The organism is Bacillus sp. 22483 (assembly GCF_052044605.1).
In the GTDB taxonomy this organism is placed as follows: Bacteria; Bacillota; Bacilli; order Bacillales; family Bacillaceae; genus Bacillus; species Bacillus altitudinis.
The window spans coordinates 15,328-31,301 of sequence record NZ_JBQENU010000004.1 but is presented as its reverse complement, the minus strand read 5'-3'; the positions used below and the strand labels follow the sequence as shown (position 1 = coordinate 31,301).

At 43.0% G+C, this 15,974-nt stretch carries 17 protein-coding genes; all 17 read right to left on the bottom strand.

Annotation, left to right across the window (positions count from 1 at the left end; all coding sequences use genetic code 11):
- Positions 1-50 precede the first annotated feature (50 nt).
- Entirely contained in the window at positions 51-794 is a 744-nt protein-coding gene (locus ACTJJQ_RS07360) for an arylamine N-acetyltransferase family protein (RefSeq protein ID WP_046527626.1), read from the bottom strand.
- 39 nt (positions 795-833) lie between these two features.
- Complete coding sequence (locus ACTJJQ_RS07355) at positions 834-1,091, bottom strand: HPr family phosphocarrier protein (protein ID WP_008348124.1); 258 nt, start codon at positions 1,089-1,091, stop codon at positions 834-836.
- Between the two features lie 26 nt (positions 1,092-1,117).
- Entirely contained in the window at positions 1,118-2,068 is a 951-nt protein-coding gene (gene whiA / locus ACTJJQ_RS07350) for a DNA-binding protein WhiA (protein ID WP_008348125.1), read from the bottom strand.
- Between the two features lie 17 nt (positions 2,069-2,085).
- The gene (locus tag ACTJJQ_RS07345; protein WP_008348128.1) at positions 2,086-3,045 is read right to left on the bottom strand and encodes a gluconeogenesis factor YvcK family protein; all 960 of its coding nucleotides are present in this window, start codon (positions 3,043-3,045) and stop codon (positions 2,086-2,088) included.
- The gene (rapZ, locus tag ACTJJQ_RS07340; protein ID WP_024719879.1) at positions 3,046-3,933 is read right to left on the bottom strand and encodes an RNase adapter RapZ; all 888 of its coding nucleotides are present in this window, start codon (positions 3,931-3,933) and stop codon (positions 3,046-3,048) included.
- Positions 3,934-3,972: 39 nt separating this feature from the next.
- Positions 3,973-4,437 carry an 8-oxo-dGTP diphosphatase gene (locus ACTJJQ_RS07335; protein ID WP_008348133.1) on the bottom strand — a complete coding sequence of 155 codons (465 nt, stop codon included), beginning with the start codon at positions 4,435-4,437 and terminating at the stop codon, positions 3,973-3,975.
- Positions 4,438-4,795: 358 nt separating this feature from the next.
- Positions 4,796-5,746 (bottom strand): thioredoxin-disulfide reductase, encoded by a 951-nt coding sequence (gene trxB / locus ACTJJQ_RS07330; RefSeq protein WP_029575420.1) that lies wholly within the window; start codon positions 5,744-5,746, stop codon positions 4,796-4,798.
- 234 nt (positions 5,747-5,980) lie between these two features.
- A complete protein-coding gene (locus ACTJJQ_RS07325) occupies positions 5,981-7,354 on the bottom strand; it encodes a C40 family peptidase (protein ID WP_024719881.1) in 1,374 nt (457 codons plus the stop codon).
- A 364-nt stretch (positions 7,355-7,718) separates the two neighbouring features.
- Positions 7,719-9,179 (bottom strand): tetratricopeptide repeat protein, encoded by a 1,461-nt coding sequence (locus ACTJJQ_RS07320; RefSeq protein ID WP_440600077.1) that lies wholly within the window; start codon positions 9,177-9,179, stop codon positions 7,719-7,721.
- A gap of 130 nt (positions 9,180-9,309) precedes the next feature.
- On the bottom strand, positions 9,310-9,939 hold the full coding sequence (gene hisIE, locus ACTJJQ_RS07315) for a bifunctional phosphoribosyl-AMP cyclohydrolase/phosphoribosyl-ATP diphosphatase HisIE (protein WP_427213340.1): 630 nt from the start codon (positions 9,937-9,939) through the stop codon (positions 9,310-9,312).
- Positions 9,936-10,694: an imidazole glycerol phosphate synthase subunit HisF gene (gene hisF, locus ACTJJQ_RS07310; protein WP_008348145.1), complete on the bottom strand. Its 759-nt coding sequence runs from the start codon at positions 10,692-10,694 to the stop codon at positions 9,936-9,938. Before hisF ends, hisIE begins: the two co-directional genes overlap by 4 nt.
- Positions 10,691-11,428 carry a 1-(5-phosphoribosyl)-5-[(5-phosphoribosylamino)methylideneamino]imidazole-4-carboxamide isomerase gene (hisA, locus tag ACTJJQ_RS07305; protein ID WP_041507813.1) on the bottom strand — a complete coding sequence of 246 codons (738 nt, stop codon included), beginning with the start codon at positions 11,426-11,428 and terminating at the stop codon, positions 10,691-10,693. The genes hisF and hisA overlap by 4 nt, the downstream gene beginning before the upstream one ends.
- On the bottom strand, positions 11,425-12,063 hold the full coding sequence (gene hisH, locus ACTJJQ_RS07300; protein WP_440600076.1) for an imidazole glycerol phosphate synthase subunit HisH: 639 nt from the start codon (positions 12,061-12,063) through the stop codon (positions 11,425-11,427). Before hisH ends, hisA begins: the two co-directional genes overlap by 4 nt.
- A complete protein-coding gene (hisB, locus tag ACTJJQ_RS07295; RefSeq protein WP_017368110.1) occupies positions 12,063-12,647 on the bottom strand; it encodes an imidazoleglycerol-phosphate dehydratase HisB in 585 nt (194 codons plus the stop codon). The genes hisH and hisB overlap by 1 nt, the downstream gene beginning before the upstream one ends.
- On the bottom strand, positions 12,644-13,933 hold the full coding sequence (hisD, locus tag ACTJJQ_RS07290; RefSeq protein WP_440600075.1) for a histidinol dehydrogenase: 1,290 nt from the start codon (positions 13,931-13,933) through the stop codon (positions 12,644-12,646). The genes hisB and hisD overlap by 4 nt, the downstream gene beginning before the upstream one ends.
- Entirely contained in the window at positions 13,930-14,577 is a 648-nt protein-coding gene (hisG, locus tag ACTJJQ_RS07285; RefSeq protein WP_007500071.1) for an ATP phosphoribosyltransferase, read from the bottom strand. Before hisG ends, hisD begins: the two co-directional genes overlap by 4 nt.
- Positions 14,570-15,745 carry an ATP phosphoribosyltransferase regulatory subunit gene (locus tag ACTJJQ_RS07280; RefSeq protein ID WP_017368113.1) on the bottom strand — a complete coding sequence of 392 codons (1,176 nt, stop codon included), beginning with the start codon at positions 15,743-15,745 and terminating at the stop codon, positions 14,570-14,572. The genes hisG and ACTJJQ_RS07280 overlap by 8 nt, the downstream gene beginning before the upstream one ends.
- Positions 15,746-15,974 lie beyond the last annotated feature (229 nt).

Here is a 15,974-nt window from a genome sequence, read left to right as displayed (position 1 = left end):
ATTGTAAAAAGACAGCCCTAAGTCAAAAGGGCTGTCTTTTTTCATACTGTTTACGGAAGCAGTTTTTGTACGTACTCTTCAAACGGTTGTGAGAGTGGTTTCTTCGATACTTCGTCCTGTTCATGTATCGTGACATGATCCTCTGTCACGATCACACGACCTGTTGGTGTCAGTTTGGATGCAAGCAGCCTTTTGTTAAAAGGAGAGGCTTCATTTTCATAAATCTCATGCCGCAATTGCACAAGTGTATCTTCACCGACTTCTTTTAATGTGAAAGCATAACCTGTTTCAGCACCTGCTCCCCTATCCAATTGGAGTAGATGGGTTCCTTTTTCTGTTTCCTCTGCGTTCACGTGAAAACGAAGGGACGGTGCTTCCACCCATTCACCTGTAAAAGGGACGGGCTGAAGGGGTAAATTCACACCAAATCCTGCATCAATGAGGTAGCACTCATGGTGATGTTGAAGGACGATGGCTACATGCGTCCCATCCAGTGCCCACTTCTCTGCTTCTTTGTTATATACGGTCCCTTGAACGAGCTTTACGGCGAGACCTGCCTCTTTTAAGACATAATATAAGAGCGGATTGAGGTCATAGCAAAGCCCACCTCTGCTGCCTTCCAGAAGATGATGCTTCAAACCTTCTTGATCCAAAGCATAGGCGTGTTTACCCACCACAGATCTATTTTCAAAAGGAAAGGTATAAGCCATCTTCCTTAGTAAATCCGGTAATTGATCAAACGTAATGGACGCAGCTTCGTATCCAATTTTCTGTAAAAAGGCTGATTGAATCACAACTTTCCCTCCTAAAAAAACTGAGCCCTTGAAAGAGACTCAGTTTTCTTGATTGATAAAATCCGTTAACGCATCGATGGCTTCTTGTTCATCTGCTCCATCAGCTATTAGTTTGACGGTGACCCCAGAGCTGATCGCAAGACTCATTAGTCCCATAATACTCTTCGCATTGACCTTTTTCCCATCTTTCTCTAGAAAAATATCAGCACCAAAACGATTGGCTTCTTGAACGAACAAAGCAGCCGGACGTGCCTGCAAACCCGTTTTCAGCTGAATTGTGACCGTTTTTTCCACCATATGATCTGCCTCCCTTTTTTATTTCCCTATTTGAGTGTAACAGCTTGTCCGTTTCTTAATTGTTCTGCAATTTGATCTAGCTTTCTTAAACGGTGATTAATGCCTGATTTGCTGATCTTGCCGCTTTCCACCATTTCGCCAAGTTCCTTTAGTGTGACTTCTTGGTAGTCAATACGCAGTTGCGCAATTTCACGCAGCTTATCTGGCAGGGCGTCTAGTCCAATCTTTTCGTCAATGAATTGAATATTTTCAACCTGGCGCAGTGAGGCACCGATCGTTTTATTCAAGTTTGCTGTTTCACAATTGACGAGCCGGTTCACAGAATTCCTCATATCTCGGACGATGCGCACGTCTTCAAAACGAAGCAATGAGTTATGAGCACCCACAACACTTAAGAATTCCGTAATTTTCTCCGCTTCCTTCATGTATGTGATAAATCCTTTTTTGCGTTCAAGTGTTTTACTGTTAAGATGGAATTGATTCATGAGCTCACAAAGGGCATCATTATGTTCTTTGTATAGTGAAAAAATCTCAAGGTGATACGAAGAGGTTTCTGGATTATTCACAGAACCTCCTGCTAAAAAAGCACCTCTCATATAGGAACGCTTGCAGCATCTTTTCTTCACAAGTTCTTCTGAAATGTTGCGTTCAAATACAAATTGTTCACCTAATATCTTCAGGTCCTCTAAAATGGTTTTCGCTCGTTCTACCAGTCTGACAATATACACATTATTCTTTTTTAATCTCATTTTTTTACGAACGAGCAGCTCAACGGTCACATCGTATTTCTTTTTCAAAAGGGTATAAATACGTCTTGCAATGGCTGCGTTCTCTGTCTGTATATCTAAAATCAATTTTCGATTAGAAAAAGATAATGAACCGTTCATACGGATGAGGGCAGAAAGCTCTGCTTTTGTGCAGCAGTCCTTCACTTCCAGATTAGTCAGCTCTTTTTTTGTTTCGGATGCAAATGACATCCTTGCCACCCCCATTCCTATTTTTTCTGATGCAGCAAATCGACAAGCAGCGCGGCTACTTTCAGCGTATCATGACGAATCACATGCTGGTCATATGTAATAATTTCCCCAGGGATGACTTCTAGTCCCATGGCTTTGAGTACATCTGTGTCGAACTGTACAGGCTGCGCCTGTTCTTCTGCATATTTTGCTTTGATTTCTTCTGGAATTTCTTTATTGTTCACAAATATCGTATCGATAAATGGTCGGTCCATATGATCGTTTAGTGCCTGCACATGATCAGCTGCACTGTAGGAAAGCGTTTCCCCCGGCTGTGTCATGACATTGCAAATATAGACTTTTTTCGCCTTAGAACGAATCACTTCTTCGCCAATATGCGGTACAAGCAAGTTTGGCAAGATACTTGTATACAAGCTGCCAGGTCCAAGGACGATCAAGTCGGCTTCACGAATGACTTGAATCGATTCTGGGAGCGGCTCAATCGTATCGGGTGTGAGGAACACTCGTTTAATTCGCTCACCATAGGTTGGGATTTTTGATTCTCCTGTTACCACTTGCCCGTTTTCTAATTCCGCATGAAGAACAACACTTGAATTCGCTGCTGGCAATACTTTTCCTCTCACATTTAAGACCTTGCTCATTTCTGTGACGGCATGAAAAAAATCACCGGTTATATTCGTCATAGCCGCAAGAATGAGATTGCCGAGAGAGTGGCCTGTTAAGTCATTCCCTTTATTAAAACGGTGCTGAAATAAATCTTCTACAAGCGGTTCAACATCAGAGAGAGCTGCAAGGACATTCCGAATATCGCCTGGAGGCGGAATATTCAAATCATGTCGCAGTCTGCCTGAGCTGCCTCCATCATCAGCTACCGTCACAATGGCGGTAATGTCCACTGGCTTTGTCTTTAATCCTCTAAGTAAAACAGATAAGCCAGTGCCTCCGCCAAGAATGACAACCTTTGGTAGTGTCGTCATCTATTTTCTACTTCTCTTTTCAATGTCCCGGTGAGTGACATGTGTATAGTAGTCATTTTTAAAATACTCCGATAAGTAGTTCGCTAGCGTCACTGATCGGTGCTGTCCGCCTGTACAGCCAATAGCGATCACCAGCTGACTTTTCCCTTCTCGTTTATAGGACGGAAGCATAAAACTGAGAAGGTCAATTAATTTCTCTGTGAATTTTTGTGTCTCGCTCCATTTCATGACATAGGAGCGCACTTCTTCATCGTTTCCGGTCTGTGGACGCATACTCTCAATATAGTAAGGATTCGGCAGGAATCTCACATCAAATACAAGATCAGCATCAATTGGCAGACCGTATTTAAAACCGAAGGACATCACATTCACTGTAAACACCTGTCCTTGGCTCGTGGCAAAGTGTGCAACAATTTTTTCTCGAAGCTGTTTCGGTTTTAAATCCGATGTATCAAAAATCATTTGAGCCCGGCCTTTTAACTCTTCTAACAGATCGCGTTCCATCTCAATTCCTTCGAGCGGCAAACCTGTTGTCGCAAGGGGATGAGAACGTCTCGTTTCTTTATATCTTGAGACTAGCACCTTATCGTTTGCATCTAAAAATAGAATCCTTGGTGTGATCCAGCCGATATCACTCATCTCATCTAAGGCAGCAATTAAGCTATCAAAGAATTCGCGTCCGCGCAAATCCATCACAAGGGCCACCTTGCTCATCTTTGAATTGGATTCCTTCATAAGCTCTAGAAACTTCGGTAAAAGTGATGGCGGTAAGTTATCCACACAAAAGTAACCTAAGTCTTCAAAGCTTTGGATGGCAACGGTTTTCCCCGCACCTGACATCCCTGTAATAATCACAAGCTGAATATCATCTTGTTTGTGCGTATTCATGCCTGCTCCCTCTCCTTCTTTATGAAAACGGTTCATTTATTAGTCTCCTTGAGGATCTAATCGATAAGCAATCAGCTCAAAATCTGGTGTATACGTAAAAGTGCCGTGGAGAAGTCCTTTCCCTTTCAACATGAAGTCAAGGATATGGGAATCTCCTGGAGCCATCGGCAAGCTGGGCACATCTTTTACATCATGCCATTTTAAAATGCCTTCCTCCGACTCTGATACGTTTTTTCCTGTAAAGGAATCTGCCATAAAGGTGAACATCATCCACTCTTGAACGATTTGATCGCCTTCTTTTATGATAAAGGTAAACACGCCTTTTAGCTGCGGATTTAAAATATAAATGCCTGTTTCTTCTCTAAATTCTCGAACGACTGAATCCTTGACCGATTCTCCGCTCTCCATTTTGCCGCCAGGTGCTACCCACCAGCCTCGTCTTGGCTTTTGCAGCAAGAGAACTTGATCTTCGTGATGCAGCACACAATTGGTTACTCGTTGCATCAGCTGTCACCTACTCTTTTATGTCTTTTTCTTATTATACAGGTTCATCATGACTCCCACAATGAACATGCCCGTTCTTCACTGAAAACAGACAGGTTTTCGTATGAATATGGTGACGGGCAGTTTCTCTATTCTTTATTTTACAACATCTAACGGTTCTCCATGCGTCATTTGTGAACATCTCGTGAATTTCTGATTTTAAGCAAAAAAAAAGGACACGGATTCACATCCGTGCCAAACATGTATTCCTTATAAAAGGGGGTCAATTACTAGTTTCATCATAACGGATAATTGTTTCACCCGTGTTACATTCCAGTTAAAAGCCCGTGACGCAATATTAAGGATTTACGACAGCTGTTTATTTCATTGCTTTTAGCTTTTCAGCAAGCTCTTCTACATAATGCTGTGCACTCTGTGCTGCAATACTTCCATCACCTGTTGCTGTGACGATTTGACGAAGTGTTTTCTCACGAATGTCTCCAGCTGCGAAGATTCCTTCAACTTTTGTTTCCATTCTTTCGTTCGTCTCAATGTAGCCCTCTGCATTTGTAATCCCTAGATTTTCAAATGGTTTAGACAGCGGCAGCATACCGATGTAGATAAAGACGCCATCTGTTTTGAAGTCTTCTTCCTCACCTGTCACGGTATCAATTAATGTCACACTGCCGACTTTCCCGTTCTCTTCATTGATTTCTTTAACGGTTTTGTTCCACATAAAGTCGATTTTTTCATTATCAAATGCACGTGCTTGTAAGATGCTTTGGGCACGTAGTTTGTCGCGTCTATGGACAATAGTGACTTTAGACGCAAAGCGAGTGAGGTAAACACCCTCTTCTACTGCTGAGTCTCCTCCGCCAATCACGACAAGCTCTTTGTTTTTAAAGAAGGCACCGTCACATACCGCGCAGTATGATACGCCGCGGCCGCCAAGTTCTTTTTCGCCTGGTGCACCGATTTTTTTGTATTCAGCACCTGCCGCAATAATGACAGAGCGTCCTTTGTATTCTTTTGAACCAGCTTTGACGGTTTTGTACTCTTCACCATCTACAATTTCTTTAATATCGCCATACGCATACTCGGCACCGAATTTCTTTGCATGCTCAAACATTTTATTTGAAAGTTCCGGCCCTAAGATGCTTTCAAAGCCCGGATAGTTCTCGACATCTTCCGTATTAGCCATTTGGCCGCCTGGAATTCCTCTTTCAATCATCAGTGTTGAAAGATTTCCCCGTGATGTATAAACAGCGGCTGTCATTCCGGCAGGACCCGCTCCAATGATGATCGTATCGTAGATTTTTTCTTCTGACACAACTGTCACTCCCTCTTCAATTGCTGCTAGCATTTCTTATTAGAATGCCCTTGGGTGATGCTTCCATTCATGACAGAGAGCATCATTTCCACTCTTAGCTTTTATTCCTTACCCATATCCTATTAAATCTGCGGATAATAAGCGAATCATTTGCTCATATCTTCAAAAAAAGAAAAAGCTTCCTTAAACTGCTGTTTAAGGAAGCCTGTTTACGGTTATATAGTAAGTAATGATTTATTCAACGACTCTTCTTACAACGCCATTGAATGCTTTTTTCCAGTAAACGTTGCTCATAGAGTCAACTGAAACACCGCGAGAGCTATTATCGTTCAAGAATGTACCGTTTCCTAAGTAAATACCAACGTGTCCATTTACTTTATACGTATCAAAGAACACAAGGTCTCCGCGTTTCATGTCAGATGCACTTACAGCTCTTCCTTTACCTACAAGCGTATCTGTTGTTGTACCGCCAACTGGTCCAAGGTTGATGCCTGCTGATGCAAATGCCCAGCGAACGAATGAAGAACAGTCAAAACGACGTGCGTCAATATCGGCTTGTGATCTGCCGCCGCCCCATTTATATGGAGATTGTCCTACAATGGTAGAACCTGTGCTGATTGCACCTTCGATTCCGCCTACGTTATTGCTGACAGGTGATCCACCGCCAGAAGATGGCTTTTTGCTTGGTGAACTGCTGCTATTGTTATTTGAAGATCCACTGTTATTTGAAGAAGAACCACTGTCGTTATTAGAGCTGTTGTCTTCAGCTTGAACACTAGCTTGACGCTGCTGTTGTCTTTGTGCTTTTTCTTCTTTTGCTTTTTGAGCAGCTTCTCTTGCTTCTTTTTCAGCTTGTTTTTGAGCAGCGATTGTTGCGTCTTTTTCAGATGCAATGCTGTTTGCCTCAGTGTTTAACTCGCTGATTTGAGAAGAAGCACTTCCTTTTTGCTTTTTCACTTGCTTGAATAGCTTGTCTTTCTCATCAAGCTGTTTATTTAAATCTGTTTGAAGTGTTTCAAGCTTTGCAAGCGTCTTTTGAACATCTTCAAGCTTTGTGTTTAATTCGTTTTCAGACTTTTGTAATTCCGCTTTGTCTCTTTCTTGTTCTTTAATGATTTCGCTGTCTGCGTTGATTAATGTAGATACAGCACCTGCACGGCTGATGAAATCGCTAAAGCTTTTTGCTCCTAGTAATACATCTATGTATTTCGTAGAACCACCGCTTTCTTGAAGCGCACGTACACGCTTTTTCAAGAATTCGTTTCTTTCTTCGATACGTTTTTCTGTATCAGCAATTTCTTTTTTCAGTGCTTTGATTTCTTTTTTTGTTTTTTCGTTTTCTTTTTGTTTTTCTTCGATTTGATCACTTGTTTTTAAAGCTTTTTCGTCAATTTCTTTTAGCTTTAGCGCAAGTGCCTCTTGTTTTGCCTCAAGCTTTGAAAGCTCTTCTTTTTTCTTTTGAAGATTCTTGTTTACCTCTGACTGCTTGCTGTCTAGTTCTTGTTTCTTTTGTTCAAAGTTCTGTGCATTTGCTTCATGAGTAAATGGAATAAATAAACCGCTCGCTCCAATCACCGAAGCTAAACCGAAAGTAATAAACTTTTTCACGTATAGTTCCTCCTTTGACAATTTCCCAAGCGACATGAGAAAGCAGCAAATTCTCTGCGACCAATCTGTGCTTCCTGTGTCTTTCTTCCTGATGATTCAGTCAGATGTTGACCAGATTGTTTCTATCACTAGGTGTTGCATTATGTATAGTAAAATATTTAAATATATGTCTTTGTTTTAATCCACGAGTTTCATTATACATGACACATCGACAAAATGAGCTAATATTTTTATTACATTTATGTTTCAAATAGATGTCGAGATTGTCATACTTCGCCAAATCCTAGCAAATCCCACCTTTTTATCCAAGAAAAAAGCATGACCTTTTCGGCCATGCTGCTGTTATCTGAATCTATTTACCTATTCAAACCATGAACGCACAAATAATATTCTCATATTTTGACAGCGTTTGAACGCTGATCTGAAAAGAAGCTGAGATCTCTTTTTTGCTGACAGCTGATTCTTCTTGTTCATTCATCCATAGATAATAAGAAGCTGCTGCCCATGCAATGGCATTTTTCTTCTTTACGCCTGAAGCGCGTGCTTGCTGAATAATATGGAATAACCAAAAATATGGCATGTGGCTATCAGGCTGCACCGCTTCTTCCAAAGCAGATGCCGCCTGTTTTGCGAAGACCGCATCTTCTGAAAACGATCGTTCTTCCATTTGATCTTCAAATAAAAGTAACTCAATAAACTGCTGTTCAAAGGCCGTTTTCGCAGCGCGGGAATCAAGAACAGATTGCAAGACGTCACGTTCACCTTTTTGTTTGCTGACATAGTAGGCAGTGAGTCGTTCCTCAATTGAAACCATTGACTCAGACTCCTCTGGTTTATCTTGCCACGGCTTGATTTCATCTGCATCAATATCTTCTTCCACCATCTTATCCCAAACGGTTTGCGCCAGCGTTTTGTGGCCCGTATAATAGGCTGCACTTGCCAGCCAGTATAAAAACGTACTATCACCTTGGAAACCTGTTTTATACAAAGAATAAAGCCATTTAAATGCCCATTCAAATTCTCCAACAAGGGCAAATGTTGCGCCAAGCTTATAACGCTGTTCACTTAATATTGGATACACGTGCGTTAATTGCTTCGCTAACAGATTGACCTTTTCTTCTTCTTTTTCATAATGATAGAAAACAAGCTGATTACAAAGGGCATGCAGATTACCGGGATTTTCATGAAGGACCCGGTTCAACATTTCTTTTGCCTGATCGATTTGGCCAGAATAAAAATAGGCCAAAGCGAGATTATTATACGCTGACCAAAACTCTGGATACTCAACAATCATCTGTTCCAGCATCTCGATTGCTTCATCCAGCCTGCCGCTTTCTAGCAAATGGTTGGCTTGATCCTGCTTTACAATCAGATCATCCTGATCATAAGGGAAATCTTCATCAACATCGTCACTCATATCAAGCAGATCGAGGAGATCGTCATTTTCATCTGCAAATTCCCCGTCTTCTTCCAGCGCAGCATAAGCAGTGGCGCATCTATATGCCTCTTGAAACAAACCGAGATTCGCATAATTATTGGCTTTAAAGTAGTGACACTCTGACATATTCTCATCCAAGTGTTCAAGGATAAAATCAAGCAGTTCATTTGATTGTTGGTAATGACCCATTTCAGTATAAATAATGGCAAGCTGCGACAGCATTTCTACATTTTCAGGCTCAAGAACGATGGCCCGCTGTATCAGCTTACTTGCCCTAGACAGATTTCTTTCTCTATATGCTTTTAGACCTTTATGAAAAAAGTAATGCCCATCTTGGAATAGCTGGACGACTTGTGTGTGATTATTTTGAGAAGTGTATTTACTCACCGATACCCTCCATTTCGAACAGTGTACCGTGTGTAGTATAACATACTTCATGAGTCGTCACATAGAACAAAAGGAAAGGAAGGATTTGTTTTTCATTTAAAAGCAAAAAGCCGGGGATACCCCAAGCTTTTCATTCCCCTTGATGGCGCTTTTTCAATACCTTTAATACATTATCAAGAGGCAGCTGCTGTTCACGTAATAACACAAGAAGGTGATACAGGAGATCTGCTGTTTCCCATTTCAATTCTTCTTGATCACGGTTCTTCGCCGCAATGATCACTTCAGAAGCTTCTTCCCCTACCTTTTTCAGGATTTTGTCGACTCCTTTTTCAAAAAGATAGGTCGTATAAGCTCCTTCTGGCATTTCCATCTGCCGTTTCGCAATGACCTGTTCCAGTTCATTTAAAATGGCAAAGCGGTCTTGTTCTCCCCTTGGCTGTTTCACGCCATCTTCTGAAAAACAGCTATAGCTGCCTGTATGGCAGGCTGGGCCGCTTGGTGTCACTAGAACAAGCAGGGCATCTTGATCACAGTCATAGCGAATAGATGTAACACGCTGGGTGTGTCCAGATGTAGCTCCTTTGTGCCAAAGCTCATTTCTCGATCTGCTAAAAAACCATGTTTCCCCTGTCTCTAATGTTTTTTCATAGGATTCTTGATTCATATACGCCAAAGTAAGAACTTCCTTGCTTTGAGCATCCTGTACAATGGCAGGAATGAGACCTGCATCATTAAAGGTTAATTCGTTTGCCTGTTTCATCTTACCTTCACCCCGTGTTCTCTCAAATATGTCTTCACCTCTTGAATGGAGGTTTCTTTATAATGGAAAATAGAGGCTGCGAGTGCGGCATCAGCTTCACCTTTTGTAAAAGCCTCCAGCATATGCTGCGCATTGCCAGCACCTCCTGAAGCAATAACTGGCACTGTGACTGCTTCTGATACAAGCTTCGTCAAACGATGCTCAAAGCCCGTTTTCTCACCATCGGCATCCATGCTAGTCAGCAAGATCTCGCCTGCTCCTCTTCGCACGGCTTCTTTCGCCCAGTCACTCACTTCTAAATCCGTTTGACGGCGTCCTCCGTGCGTATAGACCATGTATGCTTGTTTCTCTTCATCGTATTTCGCATCAATCGCAACAACTATGCACTGTGAACCAAAAAAGTCGGCTCCTTCTGTTATTAGCTCCGGTCTTAAAACAGCCGCTGTGTTCACAGACACCTTGTCTGCCCCCGCTCTTAATATACGCTTCATGTCATCAAGGTGGTTAATCCCGCCCCCCACCGTGAACGGGATAGCGAGAGTGGATGCCACTTGTTTGACCACATCCACCATCGTTTTTCGGCCTTCATGAGAGGCAGATATATCAAGAAAGACGAGTTCATCCGCACCTTCCTCGTCATAGATCTGCGCTAATTCGACCGGATCACCAGCATCCTTCAACCCTAGAAATTGGATCCCTTTGACCACACGCCCTTCCTTTACATCAAGACATGGAATGATTCGTTTTGTCATCATATGCTGTCAAGCCCTTCAAACGCTTCTGCTAAAGTAAATTGCTTTGTGTACAGCGCCTTGCCAATGATTGCACCAGACACACCTGTCTGCTTTTGTGCTGATAGCTTTTGCAGATCACCTACTGCACTGACACCACCTGAGGCAATGACTTGTTTGCCAGTTGCTTCTGCTAATCGAACCGTACTTTCCACATTTGGACCAGACAGCATGCCGTCCATTTGAATATCCGTGAAAATGAAGACCTCTGCGCCTTCCTTTGCCAGTTCCCTACCGAGTTCCTCCGCCTTCACTTCCGATGTTTCAAGCCACCCTTCAGTCGATACAAAACCGTTTCGTGCATCAATGCCAATGGCGATTTTCTCCCCATATTGCGCCAACATTTTTTTCACAAAAACCGGGTTTGACACCGCTGAACTGCCAAGAATGACTCTCGATACGCCATTGTTTAAATAGAATGCAACATCTTCTTCTGTCCGAATGCCGCCGCCAATTTGGACATTCACATCTAATGAGGAAGCAATCGCCAGCACATGCTCGTGATTCACGCGTTTTCCTGCTTTTGCGCCATCTAAATCAACGAGATGTATCCATTTCGCTCCTTCATTTGCAAACCGTCTCGCCATGTCTAACGGTGAATCTCCATAAATGGTTTCTTGGTCATAGTCTCCTTGCACAAGTCGTACACATTTGCCATTTCTCATATCAATTGCTGGATATAATGTAAAATCACTCATTTGCTCACCCTCTGTTCGTTTGCTAATTGAATAAACTGTTTCAGCAGTGCCATTCCTGTTGTACTGCTTTTTTCAGGGTGAAACTGCGTTCCAAACACATTCCCCTTTCCAACAATGGCAGGTACTTGAACGCCATAGGGCGCACTTGCCAATAGATCTTCTGGATTCATGCCGCTCACATAATAAGAGTGAACAAAGTATGCAAATCCTTCCGGCACACCGTCAAATAATGGTGACGGCTGATGAAATGTGAGCTCATTCCAGCCCATATGAGGCACCTTCAGCCTTTGTCCATCCGAATCACGATCCTTCAAAAGAACGACACGTCCTTTTAAAAGGCCTAACCCTTTTGTTTTTCCTGCTTCTTCACTTTCTTCAAACAACAACTGCATGCCAAGGCAAATGCCAAATAACAGCTTTCCTTCCTGTACGACTTGGTGGATAAACGCCTCAAGTCCTGTCTGTCTTAACAGCTGCATCGCATCACGAAATGAACCGACTCCTGGCAAAATATACGCATCTGCCTTTTTCAGCTCCTCTGCTTCAGAAGACACGATATAAGACGCTCCTGCTCGTTCCAGTGCTTTTGATACGCTAAACAAATTTCCCATTCCATAGTCAATGACGCCAATCATTAGAGCATCCCCTTTGTCGACGGAATCCCTTTCACACGCGGATCAATGGTTGTTGCTTCATCTAAGGCGCGTGCCATCGCTTTAAAAATGGCTTCAATCATATGGTGGGTATTGGTTCCATAGTGAACGATCACATGAAGATTTATTCGTGCTTCAAGGGCAAATTTCCAAAGAAACTCATGAACCAGCTCCGTATCAAAGGTGCCGACCTTCTGACTAGGGAAATCGGCTCTCATTTCCAAATGAGGACGATTGCTTAAATCCACGACTACTTGAGCGAGTGTTTCATCCATTGGAACAAAACTAGAGCCGTAGCGCTTGATTCCTTTTTTATCACCAAGCGCTTCTTTAAACATCTGCCCAAGCACAATGCCAATATCTTCTGTTGTGTGGTGATCATCGACATCTGTGTCTCCTTTTGCATCTACAGTTAAGTTAAAATGTCCATGCTTCGTGAATAAGTCGAGCATGTGCGTCATAAAAGGGACATCTGTCTGAATATCTGCTTTTCCTTCGCCATCAATCTCTAGCGCTAACGAAATGTTCGTTTCATTTGTCTGTCTCGCTGTTTCCGCCTGTCTCATTTTGATTCCTCCCGCTTTCTCGCTTCAATCGATCTGGCATGTGCTTCAAGCCCTTCTAATCTTGCAAAAGCCGCAATGCTTTCCCTATGTGTTTCAAAGGCTTCTTTGCTATATGAAATGATGCTCGTTTTCTTTTGGAAATCTGTGACGCCGAGCGGACTAGAAAATCTTGCCGTCCCGTTTGTTGGCAGCACATGGTTCGGTCCTGCGAAGTAATCCCCTACCGGCTCTGGACTGTAACGCCCTAAGAAAATTGCTCCAGCATGCTTGATTTGACCAAGTAGTGATGCTGGATACGCCGTCAGCACTTCTAAATGCTCTGGGGCTAACTGGTTCACGATATCAACTGCACGATCCAAAGATTCTGTCACGTAAATATAACCATGGTCTTGAATAGATTGTGCTGCAATTGATTTCCTTGGCAAAGTATCAAGCTGCGCTTGCACCTCCGCTTGCACTCTTTCAGCCAATCCTTTAGATGGTGTCACCAAAATACTGGATGCCAATGCATCATGCTCTGCCTGTGAAAGCAAATCAGCTGCCACCTCATGTGCAGTTGCCGTTTCATCTGCTAAAACAGCAATTTCACTTGGACCCGCAATCATATCAATGTCTACTTGACCAAATACTTCCCGTTTGGCAAGTGCTACATAAATATTTCCTGGACCGGTGATTTTATCAACAGGCTGAATACTTTCCGTTCCATATGCAAGAGCGGCTATCGCCTGAGCACCGCCCATTTTGTACATTTCTGAAATGCCCAGCTCCTTCGCAGCTACTAGCACAGCGTCAGACAGACGGCCGTCATTTCCTGGCGGTGTCACAAGGACAATTCGCTCAACGCCGGCAACAAGTGCCGGGATGACATTCATTAAAACAGATGATGGATAAGCGGCCGTTCCCCCTGGGACATATACACCGACCGCATCAAGCGGTGTTACTTTCTGACCTAGCATTGAGCCGTCCTTTTGGTGATAAAACCAAGAGGAGGTCAGCTGACGCTCGTGGTATGTTCGAATATTCCGGATCGCCGTTTGGATGATTTGGATCATCTCCGGGTCCAAACGTTCGTAGGCTTTTGTCTTTTCATCCTCCGTCACAAGTGGCTGTTCAATAGAGACACCGTCAAATTGCTTCGTGAAAGACCGTACGGCTTCGTCACCATTTTTTCTCACTTCTTCGATAATCCGCTGAACAGCCAGTCGCTGCTCTTCCGTTCCTGTATCTAGAGAACGCTTGAGTGAGAGAGTGTCTGTCTCACCTTCTTGTATGTAGGTGATGTTCATGATGTTTCCTCCCCTTCTCCTTCGATGATTCTTGCCAGACGCTGCGCCATTTCATCGATTACCGCATCCTTCATTCGATAGCTCACAGGATTGACAATAAAACGTGACGTAATGTCACAAATATGTTCCGTTTCGACAAGCCCATTTTCCTTAAGTGTTTGACCGGTGGAGACAATGTCAACAATTCGATCGGCAAGTCCGATGAGCGGTGCTAATTCAATGGAACCATTTAGCTTAATGATCTCCACCTGCTCACCTTGTTCTCTAAAATAAGAAGAAGCGACATTTGGGTACTTTGTGGCCACACGCGGTGCGACACCGCCCCAGCTGGCTCCCGGCAAGCCCGCTACAGCTAAATGACATTTGCTAATGTTTAAATCGAGCACTTCGTACACATCCCGTGCTTCTTCAAGCATGACGTCTTTCCCTGCAATGCCCACATCCGCTACACCGTGCTCTACATATGTCGTCACATCCATTGGCTTCGCTAAAATAAAGCGGAGATTTTCTTCCGGTACATCAATGATTAATTTTCTTGAATCTTCGAATTCCTCCGGCAGCTGATATCCAGCCTGTCTTAATAGCCCTGCTGCTTCTTCAAATATCCGCCCCTTTGGCATTGCCATTGTCAACACTTTACCCATTTTGCTCTTCCTTTCTAGCGCCGATAAAATAAGTCACTTGCTCAAATGCCTTGGTCATGGCATCAATATTTTCAATACCCGCTAAGTCTTGGAGAACAATCCTTTTGCCCTTTGTCCGCTCTTTTTCTGCAAAATCAAATGCTTCAAGCCGCTGTTCTTTACTAAAAATCACAGCCTCTTGGGGCTCATTTATTTCTTTTGCGTCGAGTGCCTCAAGAAGACGGTCTAATCGAAGTCCAAAGCCTGTAGCTGGTGCGGGTGCATCAAAGTGAGCAAGCAATTGATCATACCTTCCTCCACTTCCGATCACAGACCCAACATGATCTGCAAATACTTCAAACAAAATCCCAGTATAGTAGCTCATATGACTAACCATGCTTAAATCCAAACGGATATATTCTGTACAGCCGTAATCTTCAAGTGTCTCCCACAGCGCCTTTAACTCCGCCAGCACTTCTTTGCCCTCTTGTGACACCACAATTTCTTCAGCCTGCTGGGTCACTTCTTGACCGCCGCGCAGCTCTAAAAGCTGGAGCAGCCTTGTTTTATCGATGGATGAGAGCGGCAATTGTTTGACATGCTGCCTGTATCCCACATAATTCTTTTCATATAAAAATCGGCGCAATACGTTCGCCCGCTCTGTATTCCCTAGTACATCTAAAAACAAGGTCTCAGCCAAAGCCACATGCCCGATCGCAATTTTGAAGGATTGAAGTCCAGCATTTTTTAATGCAAACACGACAAGCGCTATGACTTCAGCATCTGCACTAATCGAACCATCACCGATCAACTCAATACCGACCTGCTCAAATTCAGAAGGTCTTCCCCCTTCTCTTTCCTGTGCCCGAAACACGTTGGCTGCATAACCGACTCGAAGCGGATACGCCTGTTCGTGAAGCTTTGAAGCCGCCACTCTCGCAATTGGTCCCGTCATATCAGGTCTAAGCACAAGGGTTTGACCATTTTGATCAAGAAGCTTAAACAGCTGCGTATCTGTAATCGCCGATTGAACACCGACTGTATCGTAAAATTCAAGCGTTGGCGTTTCCATTAAACGATAACCCCAACCATTCATGACCTCTGTTAAAGAATGCCTAACTCTTTTCTTCGTCTCATACAATCCTGGTAATGAATCTCGCATACCATATGGTTTTTCAAACATGAACATGTTCCGCACCTCCAACACATTAAAACAAAAAATTCCGAATCCTTTAGTTCGCTAATATGATAATATGCTAACAAAATAAAGTGATTAAATCAATCATTTTTATTTTCCCCTTTTTTTCCTTAATCATTTGTTCATATATTACATTAAAATGACACCTAATCCTTTTTGATCTCTTTGCTTTAGGAACATGCTATAATACTTAAAAATATTGAATAACACAGGAGATTAC